The sequence below is a fragment of the Weissella koreensis KCTC 3621 genome (assembly GCF_000277645.1).
The window spans coordinates 13,016-26,146 of the sequence record NZ_AKGG01000005.1; the positions used below are offsets into that span (position 1 = coordinate 13,016).

The window sequence follows — 13,131 nt, forward strand, 5'->3', positions numbered from 1 at the left end:
GGCTTAATAACTATTGTATAATCAGATTAATTTGAAAAATATAATAAAAAGATCGAAACAAAATGTCTCGATCTTTTTATTATATTTTTACTAATTTAAAAAGGCTTACTTATACTTCAAAAAAACTAGCTAATATAAAAATGAAATTTAAAAAAATAGGTGATTTGATAAATTTAATGGAAGGTTAACTTGAAATTATCAAAATTAAGTAACTTCCGAGTGACTAAAGCAACTCCGCCTAATAAGATTGCCTTATCAACGGTTTGATGGGCAAATAAAATTTTTGTGTCAGATGCAGGAACAATCGCTTGGTAGTATTTTTGTAATTGATCAAAGTACTCTGGACGCAGGGTAATGATTCGGGAATAAAGAAAAATCGCATCTGGGGCAGATTGTTGTGCCATGTTATAACAAATCATAGCTAAGGATTGAAGCCAATGCTTTAACATATCAGTGGCAATTGGATCTTTTTGATCCACCAGCGAACAAAATTCTTGGCGAGTGAGTTGTTGCGTTTTTAATTTAATAGCGGTGCGATGTAGGAGTGATTCTTCTGAAAATAAATCTTCTAGGTGTACAGGTTGTTCAGTGGGCCCGAAATCAGTTTTAAAAGTGATTGAACGACCGACTTCTCCAGCTTCACCGCGTTTACCAATAAAGAGTTGGCCATTTTGGATCATGCCTGAACCAATCCCGTCATGAATATTTAGGGTACTAAAATTTAACATATTGGGTTCAAGAAGATGGCCTTGAAAATCACGAGTGTAAATTGCAGCTAAGTTGGCTTCATTTTCTAGATAAACAGGAACTTGGAATTGATCCTCCAAGTTTTCAACCAGACTTAAGTTCAATAAGTCTTCATGATAAGGAACATAACGAATGGTGTTATTGAAAACAACTCCGTGGATACCAATACCAATACCAATGAGACCATGATTAGTGCCTAAATCATCCAGACTTTTGATGAAATCGATAGCTAATTGTTGAATATTATCGATGGGAAGGTTACGAGTTTGAAATTCTCCATTTTGAAGCACTTCACCAGTAATCTTAGCCACTAAATAACGCAAGTGACCTCGACTAAGATCAAAAGTTACGATATATCCATAGTTGTGATTGAAGCGAATTAATTTGGGGCGGCGACCACCGGAGTTGGATGCAACTCCATCCCCCAGTTCTTCAATAAAATCTTCTTCTTCTAAATTACGATAAATTGATGAAATCGTTGATTTATGTAGATTAACTTTATCGGCAATTTCAACGCGTGATGTTTTCTCAGCATTAAAAAGAACTTGAAGCATTAGTTGACGGTTTGTCTCACGCATCGAATCTTGATCGATTTTAGAAACCATAAATATTAAAATCTCCTAGTATAGAAATTTGAGTTAATTAGGCATTTTATGTATAAGTGATATCGTAAAAAAACCTAATATATATCATATATGTTAAGTATATCTTTTTTCTGGAATTACGGAAAGTCTCAGATGAGATGGTTGCACCAATCGTTCTATCTATCATTGCGGTTGGTGTGATGACTATGTATCCATTGACAGATGCTAAAGTGAAAGAAATGAATGAAAAGTTAGCTGGGTAAAAATAAATCTAGTGAAAACGCTTGCATAATTATTAACAGGTGCTTATAATGGAAATTGTAAGTTAGTTGGGCGAAAAAACCAACCAAACAAAAATTATAAATTAAAGTATTTTGGAGGGTAAGATTTTGGCAGAATTATTTGATTTTCCTAAGGTAGAATTTATTGGTGGTAAGAAGGGCTTGGATTTTGAACAATCTAAGGGATATAACTTCTATAATGCAGATGAAGAATTCACTATTAATGGTGAAACTAAGGCTATGAAAGACTGGTTAAAGTTCTCAGTTGCTTATTGGCACACAATGGACCAACGATTGGTTGATCCATTTGGTGAAGGAACTGCAGTACGTCCTTGGGATGAAAATGGTCAAGATGACATGTCAGATATGGAACATGCCAAGTCAAAGGTTAAATATATGTTTGAGTTTATGGATAAGTTGGGGGTAGAATACTTCGCTTTCCATGATCGTGATTTAGCTCCTGAAGGAAAGACTTTAGCTGAAACTAATGCTAATTTGGACATTATCGTTGATATGATCGAAGCTGAGATGAAGCGGACTGGTAAAAAGTTGCTTTGGAATACTTCATCATTATTCACCAATAAGCGCTTCGTCTCTGGTGGAGCAACTGCACCTTTCGCTGATGTCTTTGCTTATGCTGGAGCACAAATCAAGCATTCACTTGAAATTGCTAAGCGTTTGAACTCTGAGTCATATGTCTTCTGGGGTGGTCGTGAAGGTTACGATTCACTTTTGAATACTGATACTAAGCGTGAGTTAGATCATATTGCTGACTTTTATAAGTTAGCAATTGATTACGCAAAAGAAATTGGCTACACTGGTCAATTCTTGTTGGAACCAAAGCCAAAAGAACCAACGACTCATCAGTATGATACTGATGTTCAAACAACAATTTCATTCCTATACACATATGGTCTTCAAGATAACTTTAAGTTGAACTTGGAAGGAAACCACGCATTCTTAGCTGGTCATACCTATGAACACGAAGCACGCTTTGCTCGAGAGGCTGGATTGCTAGGTTCACTAGATGCTAATATGGGTGATAAGCAAACTGGATGGGATATTGACGAATTCCCTAATGATATCTACGAAGCAACTTTGGTAATGTATGAGTTCATCAAGAATGGTGGCTTGCCAACTGGAGGATTAAACTTCGATGCTAAGGCTCGTCGTTCATCATTTACAATGGAAGATTTGTTCTACGGTCATATGGCAGGAATGGATGTATACGCTGCTGGATTCCGTGTTGCCTACAAGCTGGTTCAAGACAACTTCTTTGAAAATATTTTGAAGAATCGTTATGCATCATTTGATTCAGGAATTGGTGCTGACTTTGAAGCTGGTAAGGTAACCTTTGCTGATATGGAAAAGTATATTTTGAATAAGGAAGATAGTGAAATTCTCGATACTGTTAAGTCAGGTCGAATCGAAGCGATCAAGGCCTCATTAAATAATTACATTTATTCAGTATTAGGTGAAACATTTAAAAAGTAAGCTGGTTAAAATCTTAATAAATTAGTAAAGGGGACTGGACTATAAAATAGTCCGGCCCTTTTTAAATCAATTGACTTGAATTCAGACATATATTATAGGAGAAAAATAATGGAAGAATTAGTATTAGGTGTTGACCTGGGAACTTCAGCGGTTAAAGTTTCAGCGGTTAGTCGTAACGGTAAAATTGTGGCGCAACGTTCATTTGATTATCCATTATCACAACCTAAACCAGGTTTTTCAGAACAGAATCCGGAAGATTGGGTAAATGGAACTACTGTTGCTATTGTGGAATTGATTTTAAAAGACGGAATTGATGTCGAAGCTATTAAAGGAATTTCATATTCAGGTCAAATGCATGGCTTAGTCTTACTAGATCAAAATAAACAAGTTTTACGTCCTGCTATTTTGTGGAATGACACTCGTACGAGTCAACAGACACAAGAAATTGCGGATAAAATGGGTGATGAGTTTATTAATATTACTCGGAATAAAGCTTTAGAGGGCTTTACTTTGCCAAAAATTTTGTGGGTTAAAGAAAACGAGCCAAAAATTTTTGCAGCTGCTCAAACTTTTGTTACACCCAAAGACTATTTGCGTTACCGAATGACCGGCAAATTAGCAATGGAAATTTCTGATGCAGCTGGAACTGTGATGTTGGATGTCGCAAAAGGAGACTGGTCTACTGAAATTCAAGCTTCCTTTGATTTACCAGCATCATTCTTTCCACCAATTATTCAAGGTGTTGAATCAGCTGGATATATTTCAGAATCATATTCACTATTTTCAGGCCTCAATACTAATACTCAAGTTTTTGGTGGTGCAGCAGATAATGCAGCTGGAGCAATTGGATCAGCCATTTTAAAGCCAAATATGGTTTGGTCATCGATTGGAACCTCAGGTGTTGTATTGAAATATGAAGATAATGCTGAGGTAGATTACCATGGTAAAATTCATTTTTTCAATCATGCAATTCCCAATAAATATTATTCAATGGGTGTAACTTTAGCAGCGGGACATTCGTTGAACTGGTTTAAGAATCGTTTTGCTCCAGAAGAAGACTTCAATGATTTAGTTGCCAGTGCTAAAAAATCAACAGTTGGAGCGAATGGACTCCTTTTCACTCCATATATTGTGGGGGAAAGAACGCCTTATGCCGATGGTGATATTCGTGGATCATGGCTAGGAATTGATTCGATGCATCAACGTTATGATTTCGTTCGTTCAGTGTTAGAGGGGATTATCTTCTCATTCAAGGATATTTTCGAAATTTATGAAGCAGCTGGAACCCATTTTGATACGGTTATTGCCTCTGGTGGTGGTGCTAAATCTGCCCTATGGCTCCAAATTCAAGCTGATATTTTCAATAAGAAGGTGATTGTACTTGAAAATGAGCAAGGTCCAGGAATGGGAGCAGCTATTTTGGCTGCTGTTGGTCTTGGTTGGTTTGAAAGCGTTGAACAAGCAGCGGAACAATTTGCTAGCTTTGGTCAAGTCTATGAACCTAATGCAGAAAATGTAGCCAAATATGCGCAAATTTATCCAATTTATAAGCAGATCTATCAACAAACATCTGATATTAGCCATCAGTTATTAGCTTATCGTCGTGAAAATTAAAAATTTGTTTAAGTGATGATTTAACAGAATTTCAATTGAATCTTTCAAGGTATGGAACAGGATATGTTCCATACCTCTTTTTTGTCTAACTAAAAGTTTTAATTAAATGCCTGATGCGAGTTTGCATGATGGTTGTAGTGATTTAAATATTCAGGTAATAAAATTAATTGAACTTAATTGGCATATTCAAAAAATATTTGGTTAAAATAACAGTTAAATAACGTTAATCCAATTAGCACAGTATGATTGGAGGAAATAAATTAGATGGTAGGCGTAGAAGATTTTGAACAAATTATTGGCGGTGTTTTACAACATCAACATATTTATCGGAGCAATCCAGATTTCGAAGATCGTCAACAGGTCTGTCGGGAAAAAATTTGGTCTTTACTACAAAACCAACCTGACTTAAAGGCTCAACAAAATCCATATTTGTTTATGATATTAGTTAATTTAATGCGTGATTTTGGACGAAAACAGGCTCGTAATCAGGCATTACAGACCCGAGTACAGAAAACTTTTCGGCCTGAACTAGCTGATCGTGTTTCAGCTAAACAATTTGATTTTTCTTTAGACCTAATTAACTTCTTTCAAATTTTACCAACGACTGAACTTAAAGTTATTTTTAACGATATGGTTAAATTTCCTGAGGCGACAATTAATGAACGTTGTCGGCGATTAGATTTACCAAGGACAACTTTTAAGCATCGGCAAAGGCAATTGGGACAAATGTATTTAAGATGGCACCGGTAATAAATTCTTTAATCCGCCGAAGAATTTATAAATTCATGCTAAAATAGAAAATGAATGAAAAATGAATATCGGGTACAAGTTTAAATAAAGTCGATAACAATATAATATAATTAGAGGATTAAAAATGGCAAAAAAAGCAAATAAGGTAGAAGCAGAACGATTTTTAGCAATGCTTTTACAATACAGTCGAGATGGACACTTTAATCACATTATCTTCAGCGTGCGCTTAAATCGAAATCCAGCATATACGCGGCAAGTGATGAATGTTGAATTAAAGCGAATTTCAAAAAAATATGGGAATGATGAACGTGCCTATGTTTCAATGACCGCCGAAGATGGAAGCCAAATTTTGGCGTTGATCAATCGCCTGAAAGAAGAAATGTTTTCCGATAATGCTGAAAAAATTATTTGGGAAACTGATCTATTGGCTCGTCATTCACAAGAATTTGGGTATCACCAAATTCGCGAGCGCGATCAATACAATAATTTAGAATTTGAACTATTGCTGTAATTTGGAAGGAGCTTGGTATGTTGCAACATCAAAATAAAAGTTGGTGGCAACAAATGATCGAACATATCATTTCGGTGATTTTAATGGTGATCATGGTTCTCTGCGCAGCACTAGCTTTGACAATTTTAATTGTCTTGGTTGAAGAAATAGTTGTTTTTATTGAAAAAGGACGATTAATTAATACTTACACTAATGTTTATGGAAATGCTGTGGGTGTGATTGGTTGGCATTTTTTGATTATCTTTTTCATTGTGGCATACTGGTCATTATTGGACGTCTTTTATCCGCGTGTGCCTAAAGGTAAATATGATGTTAAGCAATATCTAGATCTGAATGAAGATTAGTAAAATCAAACGAATGTAAATTAATTAACCCTTAAAAAAGCATGATTAATCAAAATGTTTCAAAGATTTGCTAAACTGGTAGGCTAGAAATGAAAATAAGATTAATTAAGATGATTTGAGCTTTAAAAATTTTAAATATAGGGACTAGGACAAAATTATGTCCTAGTCTTTTTTTCAGCGAGAAATAAATTATTTAAGAACTTAGCTTAATACTAGGATCAATGTTGTAAAACCTAATCTTCGATGGAGATTTGGTATAAAATTAGGTTTTATTTAATTTTTTGGTATAATATTAGTAATAAAAACAAATGGAAAGAGGAAAGGTAATGGCAAATGATTGGATTACAATTCACGGGGCGCGTACACATAATCTGAAAAATGTTGATGTGAAGATGCCGCGAGATAAGTTTGTGGTTGTAACTGGTTTATCCGGTTCAGGAAAAAGCTCGTTGGCTTTTGATACCTTGTATGCAGAAGGACAACGCCGTTACGTAGAAAGCTTATCTGCGTATGCTCGTCAATTTTTAGGGCAGTCTGATAAGCCAGATGTTGATTCCATTGATGGACTAAGTCCAGCTATTTCTATTGATCAAAAGACAACTTCTAAAAATCCGCGCTCAACAGTTGGTACGGTTACTGAAATTAATGATTATTATCGGCTTTTGTATGCACGAGTTGGAAAACCTGATCAACCAGCTGATGGAACAATTATTAAACCATCGATTGATCAAATGTTGAATTATTTAACAGAAAACTTACCTGAAGGTAGTAAGTTGCAAATCTTGTCACCGATTGTGCGGCATAAAAGAGGTTCACATGCTACTGCTTTTGAACGGATTAAAAAAGAAGGTTATATCCGTGTCATGGTGGATGGTGAACTTTATGATATTTCCGAAGATATAAAATTGGATAAAAATAAATACCATGATGTATCAATTGTAGTTGATCGAATTGTTTTGCGTGACTCTTCGCGAACGCGCCTTTTTGAATCATTTGAAGCAGCAATGCACATGGCTGAAGGAGTAGTTTCAGTTGCTGTAGTTGATGGCTCAACACTCCAATTTTCGGATCACTATACGGGGGCACTAAAGGATTTTGGAGTTGGAAAACTTTCGCCTGCTTTGTTTTCATTTAATGCTCCCATGGGGGCTTGTGAAGTTTGTGGAGGACTAGGGGTGAAGGTAGAAGTTGACCTTGAACTAGTAGTGCCCGATCAAACCCTGACCCTTGAAGAGGGGGCAATTGCGGCTTGGAATCCAATTTCATCTAAGTATTATCCAGAAATGTTGCGTCAATTTGCTGATCAATTTGATATCCCAATGAACATTGCCTTTCAAGATTTAACAGATGAACAAAAAAACTTTATTTTGTATGGAGCAGGAGAAAAGACTTTCCACTTCCACTATAAAAATGATTTTGGTGGTGTTCGTGATGTTGACTCTGAATTTGAAGGAGTTATTAATAATATCAATCGACGTTATCAAGAATCTAATTCTGATTTTACTCGAGAAGTGATGCGTGGCTATATGACTGCTTTGCCATGTAGTACTTGTCATGGTTATCGTTTAAATGCAGGTGCCCTATCTGTTAAAATTGGCGAAAAGCATATTGGACAAGTTTCAGCAATGCCAATTGAAGATGAACTGGCTTTCTTTGACAATCTTCAATTTAGCGAACAAGATGCAGAAATTGCTCGGCCAATTACCAAAGAAATTCGAGATCGTTTAAACTTTTTGAAAAATGTTGGTCTAGAATATCTCACGTTATCTCGTTCAGCTCGGACTCTTTCTGGAGGTGAAGCCCAACGAATTCGTTTGGCTACGCAAATTGGTTCTAATTTGTCAGGGGTCATGTATGTTTTGGATGAGCCTTCAATTGGTTTGCATCAACGCGATAATAATCGATTAATTGCCTCGCTACAAAAAATGCGAGATCTGGGAAATACTTTGATTGTGGTTGAACATGATGAAGATACCATGTTAGCCGCTGATTATTTAATTGATGTAGGACCAGGAGCTGGTGAACATGGTGGTGAAATCATGGCTTACGGAACACCTGAAGAGGTTCGAAATAATCCACGGTCGCTTACTGGTCAATATCTCCGAGGTGAGAAATTTATTCCAGTGCCTAAAAAGCGCCGTACTGGAAATGGTAATTTTTTGACGATTAAAGGCGCCAGTGAAAATAATTTAAAGAATGTTGATGTTGATATTCCGTTGGGTGAATTTGTTGTTGTGACCGGTGTATCTGGGTCAGGAAAATCATCATTAGTTAATTCAGTGATCAAAAAAGCTTTGAAGCGCGAAATTAATCGAAACACTGAAAAGCCTGGGGCATATAAAGAAATGACTGGTTGGGAGCAATTGGATAAAATTGTCGATATTGATCAAAGTCCAATTGGTCGGACTCCACGTTCTAACCCAGCTACTTATACAGGCGTCTTTGATGATATTCGTGATTTGTTCGCACAAACGAATGAAGCTAAAATGCGAGGTTACAAAAAAGGGCGCTTCTCATTCAATACTAAGGGAGGACGCTGTGAAGCTTGTAAAGGCGATGGCGTCTTGAAGATTGAGATGAACTTCTTGCCAGATGTCTATGTTAAATGTGAAGTGTGTGGTGGTACGCGTTTTAATTCTGAAACATTAGAAGTAACTTATCGTGGCCTAAATATCGCACAAGTATTAGACTTAACGGCAGAACAAGCCTTAGATTTCTTTAATGCCATTCCAAAAATTCGACGTAAACTTCAAACGATTGTGGATGTGGGCTTGGGCTACGTGCAATTAGGGCAAGCAGCTACGACCTTATCTGGTGGTGAAGCCCAACGAATGAAGTTGGCCTCAGAGTTACAACGCCGATCAACAGGTAAAACAATTTATATTTTGGATGAACCAACAACGGGACTACATGTAGATGATATTTCACGGTTACTTGAAGTTCTACAACGTTTAGTTGATAGTGGAAATACCGTCTTAGTGATTGAACATAATCTTGATGTAATTAAGACAGCTGATTGGTTGATCGATTTGGGTCCCGAAGGTGGTGAAGGTGGCGGTAAAATTTTGGTGGCAGGAACGCCAGAAAAAATTGCCCGAACTAAAAAATCATACACTGGAAATTATTTAGGCCCTTTGATGGAACGTGATATTGAACGAGAAAAAAAGCAAATTAAAGCTTAAAAATAAATCTAGATGAATTTTTTCATTATTTATAAAATGACGCTACTTGTAAAAAAACAGTTTATCAGTTACACTTATTTATAGTAAGTAATGGATTGCTAGGATCATTTTTGATCCCGTCCCTTTTACCGAGCACATTAAAAAGGAGATCATACCTATGACTGAAAGATTAGATTTAGCTTCAGCACGTCGAAAGATGAAGAGTCCTAACATTAAAACACGTAAACGTGCTTTAAAAGCTTTACATGATGCTCGCAAGCAAACCGTAAAGAAGTAGGATAAATCAACCTCAGCGTGAAAGATTAAAAGAACAAATTACACTTAATGTTTTTTACAAAATAAGAAGACCCTGCATGGAATTGATGAAATTAAACTAACGTTATGAGACGAAGAGTTGAGTTAAATCAGAAATGTAAGGGCCTTTTTATATATTTTTTAATAAATTATGATAGTTTCTATTATGAAAAATTATACTAATCTAATTGGTAACTAAGCCATAGACAAAGCGAAACAAATGGATTAGAATAGCAGTTTGTAGGAATAATAATAATAGGAGATAATTAGTATGTGGCGCTATTTGAAGCGGTTTTTAATTGGGAAGCCATTAAAAACGTTGGAAGAAGGATCACAACATTTAAGCAGAGGGAAAGCCTTAGCTTTATTGTCATCTGATGCCTTGTCATCAGTGGCATACGGAACAGAACAAATTACGACCGCTTTAATTGCGGCCGGTGCAATGGCGCTATGGCTTCAAATTCCGATTGCCATCTTGGTTTTGGTGTTATTAGGAGCGATTACTTTATCATATCAACAAATTATTCATGAGTATCCATCAGGTGGTGGCGCTTATTTGGTCACTTCTAGAAATTGGGGTCAAAAACCAGGCTTGGTGGCCGGAGGATCACTTTTAGTTGATTACATGTTAACGGTGGCGGTTTCGGTAACTGCTGGAACAGCGGCGATTACGTCAGCCATTCCATGGCTGGGACATTACTCAATCGCGATTGCCATTCTCTTGGTCTTGTTATTGATGGCTGTAAACCTAAGAGGGGTTCGTGAGTCAGCTGGATTTTTGACTTTACCAGTTTATGCTTTCATCGTGATGATGGTGATCATGATTATTGTGGGATTGTACAATATTATGACTGGCCAGGTAGAATATCAAGCTCCAGCAGCGGTTGGAACTAGCTTTAGCGGACTGTCATTGGTCTTAATTTTACGTGCCTTCTCAAGTGGATCATCTTCATTAACAGGAGTTGAAGCCATTTCTAATGCAGTGCCAAACTTTAAGGAACCAAAAGCACATAATGCGGCATCAACGTTAGTGATTATGTCAATTATTTTGGCTTTCTTCTTTGGTGGTGTGACCTTTCTATCGTATTGGTATGGAATTAGGCCTGATTCTGATTTGACTGTTTTGGCTCAAATTGGGCAAAAAGTTTTCGGACACGGCGCCTTTTTCTATATTTTTCAAATTTCCACAGCTTTGATTTTGGCAGTTGCAGCTAATACTGGTTTTTCAGCATTTCCACAGTTGGCTTACAATTTGGCTAAAGATAAATTTATGCCCCATATTTATATGGATAAGGGCGATCGTTTGGGCTACTCGAATGGAATTGTGTCCCTCGCTTTGGGCTCAATTGTCTTGATCTTGATTTTCGGTGGATCAACGGAAGCTTTGATTCCGCTGTATGCGGTCGGGGTCTTTGTTCCCTTTACTTTGTCTCAGTCTGGAATGATTATTCATTGGTGGCGTGAACGTGATGGATTCTGGGTGGGTAAGGCAATTATTAACTTTATTGGGGCTGCGATTTCAGCTTCATTAGTAGTTATTCTATTTTCCTTGCATTTCTCAAATGTTTGGCCATATTTGATTATTATGCCGATCTTATTGTACATGTTTATGAGTATCCGAGGACATTATCGTAAAATTGGAAAACAATTACGTGTCTTGTCAAAGGAACCAATTAAGCGTCAACATTATGAGGGATCCGAAGTAGTGATTTTAGTTTCTAATCTCACACGAGTGACGGCTGAAGCAGTCGACTATGCTAAGTCGATTGGGGATAACGTGATGGCTTTGCATGTTTCATTTGATTCAAATCCAGAACGTGAATATCGTTTAGGGGTTGAATTTAAACGTGAATTCCCGGATGTACGTTATGTGGATGTGCATACTTCATATCGTTCAATTACGGTTCCGGCGTTAAGATTCGTGGATGAAATATCTAAAGGGGCTAAAGAACGAAATCGTTCTCTAACTGTTTTGATTCCACAGTTTATTCCGCATTCATCTTGGCAAAATGCTTTGCATAACCAAAATAGTTTACGGTTACGAACGGCATTGGCAAAGCGAGATGTTACCATTTCGACTTATTATTTCCATTTGTCAGAGTAAAAATCATTTATAATATTAGTCAATTTAGGAGCTCTTTTTCAAAGGGAAAACTTAAATTGGCTTTTTAATTTCTATTAATAAAGTTTAAGCTTATATTTATATCTTAATTATTTGGATCGGGTTAATGAAAATGATTGAAAATTGAAGAGTTCACTAAATTTGGTTTTTGCATTAAACTAGAGATAAGTAATTTAAAGTGAAAGGGGGTCGCTATGATGGTTAATCAAATTGATGAAATTAAAGCGCAAGTGATCGACTTGCGTGAACGAATTCATACTGGAGAATTATTTGATTCATTAGGACCAGTATCCGGTAAAATGCTTGATGATCTTGAATTTAATGTATCCACACCGGTGACTCAAATTTCTGGGAAAGATGAGTTGTTATTGTTGGCTCGAGTTGATCAATTTAATCAACATTTGGCTGAACAAACGGTCAACGAATTAACTGAAAATGATATCAAGGTTCTATTAGCTGGTTTAAAGCAAACAAATCCACAAATTAGAGATCAAGGTGTCTTTATGGCTTTGATGCAAGGGATTCAACAAGACGCTTTTAGCCTGGTACAAGAACAAATGATGGTGCGTGAATTACTAAAAGATGAAGTTTTATTTAGCCATATTAATGAACCTGAAAATGACGGTATTTTTCAACGATCTTTTGCGATTTTCCTACTGGCTTTGTTAATTTATTCAGGCCGACGGAAACATATTAAGTTAATGAATCATGATCAATGGAATGAGTTAATTGAAAAAATCGGAATCTATATTGTATTAGAGCGAGATACACGTGGGTATGTAGCTGATAAAGGTTGGGCCCATGCTTTTACTCATTTAGGGAATTTATTGGATGAGATTAATGTGAATAATCAAGTTGATCGAGCAGACAAAATATTTTTGGAAACTTTATTAGTAGAACGAGTTAAACGAGTGAAAACCCCATTAGTGATGGGTGAAGTTGAGCGAATAGCCCGTTATATAGTTAATTTAGCTAAGATCAACGATTTATACTTACAATATATTTTACGACAGTTAAAGCAATGGCGTCCTGAATTGATGCGACAAATGCAAGCTGAAAATTATGACAGTTGGACGCAACATTATAATCAAACGCATTTATTGGCCGCTATTTTGTTACAAAAAGATTTACCGCCTTTGTTATATGAATATTTGGATGAAGGACGTGCATTTTTGATTTAAAAAACTATTAAATTTGTTCAGACTAAG

10 protein-coding genes are annotated in these 13,131 nt (G+C 36.3%); 9 read left to right on the plus strand and 1 reads right to left on the minus strand.

Annotated elements, in window-relative coordinates; genetic code table 11:
- Positions 1 to 173: 173 nt before the first annotated feature.
- Positions 174 to 1,352, minus strand: coding sequence for an ROK family protein (locus JC2156_RS00775; protein ID WP_006844934.1), 1,179 nt, complete (start codon positions 1,350 to 1,352; stop codon positions 174 to 176).
- A 368-nt stretch (positions 1,353 to 1,720) separates the two neighbouring features.
- Here JC2156_RS00775 and xylA point away from each other — a divergent pair, with 368 nt between their 5' ends.
- From xylA to JC2156_RS00815, 9 genes are all read left to right on the plus strand, one after another.
- The gene (gene xylA, locus JC2156_RS00780; protein WP_006844935.1) at positions 1,721 to 3,106 is read left to right on the plus strand and encodes a xylose isomerase; all 1,386 of its coding nucleotides are present in this window, start codon (positions 1,721 to 1,723) and stop codon (positions 3,104 to 3,106) included.
- Between the two features lie 108 nt (positions 3,107 to 3,214).
- Positions 3,215 to 4,720 (plus strand): xylulokinase, encoded by a 1,506-nt coding sequence (gene xylB, locus JC2156_RS00785; protein ID WP_006844936.1) that lies wholly within the window; start codon positions 3,215 to 3,217, stop codon positions 4,718 to 4,720.
- Positions 4,721 to 4,984: 264 nt separating this feature from the next.
- Complete coding sequence (locus JC2156_RS00790) at positions 4,985 to 5,470, plus strand: hypothetical protein (protein WP_006844937.1); 486 nt, start codon at positions 4,985 to 4,987, stop codon at positions 5,468 to 5,470.
- 124 nt (positions 5,471 to 5,594) lie between these two features.
- A complete protein-coding gene (locus JC2156_RS00795; protein ID WP_006844938.1) occupies positions 5,595 to 5,981 on the plus strand; it encodes a hypothetical protein in 387 nt (128 codons plus the stop codon).
- A gap of 17 nt (positions 5,982 to 5,998) precedes the next feature.
- Positions 5,999 to 6,325, plus strand: coding sequence for a hypothetical protein (locus JC2156_RS00800; RefSeq protein WP_006844939.1), 327 nt, complete (start codon positions 5,999 to 6,001; stop codon positions 6,323 to 6,325).
- Between the two features lie 326 nt (positions 6,326 to 6,651).
- Entirely contained in the window at positions 6,652 to 9,507 is a 2,856-nt protein-coding gene (uvrA, locus tag JC2156_RS00805; protein ID WP_006844940.1) for an excinuclease ABC subunit UvrA, read from the plus strand.
- A gap of 157 nt (positions 9,508 to 9,664) precedes the next feature.
- On the plus strand, positions 9,665 to 9,784 hold the full coding sequence (locus JC2156_RS08815; protein WP_006844941.1) for a putative metal homeostasis protein: 120 nt from the start codon (positions 9,665 to 9,667) through the stop codon (positions 9,782 to 9,784).
- Between the two features lie 288 nt (positions 9,785 to 10,072).
- Positions 10,073 to 11,905, plus strand: a complete 1,833-nt coding sequence (locus JC2156_RS00810; RefSeq protein ID WP_006844942.1) for an APC family permease — start codon at positions 10,073 to 10,075, stop codon at positions 11,903 to 11,905.
- Between the two features lie 212 nt (positions 11,906 to 12,117).
- Positions 12,118 to 13,104: a DUF2785 domain-containing protein gene (locus JC2156_RS00815; protein WP_006844943.1), complete on the plus strand. Its 987-nt coding sequence runs from the start codon at positions 12,118 to 12,120 to the stop codon at positions 13,102 to 13,104.
- Positions 13,105 to 13,131: the final 27 nt, after the last annotated feature.